This is a genomic window from Streptomyces sp. P17 (assembly GCF_032436805.1).
Taxonomy (GTDB): Bacteria; Actinomycetota; Actinomycetes; order Streptomycetales; family Streptomycetaceae; genus Streptomyces.
Map to the genome: position 1 here is coordinate 1 of NZ_JAVRBF010000399.1, position 387 is coordinate 387.

1 protein-coding gene is annotated in these 387 nt (G+C 43.7%); it reads right to left on the reverse strand.

The genetic code is table 11. The annotated features are described in order from the left end of the window. Positions 1-126: 126 nt before the first annotated feature. On the reverse strand, positions 127-387 hold a 261-nt coding region (locus RMT89_RS41470; protein ID WP_315888928.1), incomplete at its 5' end, for a GlyGly-CTERM sorting domain-containing protein.

Consider the following 387-nt stretch of genomic DNA (forward strand, 5'->3'; position numbering starts at 1 on the left):
CATTGTTGCGATTAAAAATCCACCACCTTAATGATAGCTCCCCTTGCTATTCCTGTGTTTTTTGTTGCAGGCATAAAAAAAGCCAGAGCGCGAACGCTGCTGGCTTCTTGTTGTAAAGGCATTGATTTACCGTTGTTGTCTTATTGTGCGTAGTACCACCATCAGTAGTAGAGAGAATAGCCCCATTGAGCCGCCACTACTACCAGTGTCACCGCCACCGTCACCATTGTTTTCATCTGGATTGTCACCATTATTTTCATCTGGATTAACGATCTCTTTAATAGACAATGATATTGGCATCTCGGTGTTTCGGTTGTCACCAAAATGCAACACGGTGCTTCCTAATCCGTTCATAGATACGGTCATTTCACAAAACTGGGACGGTTG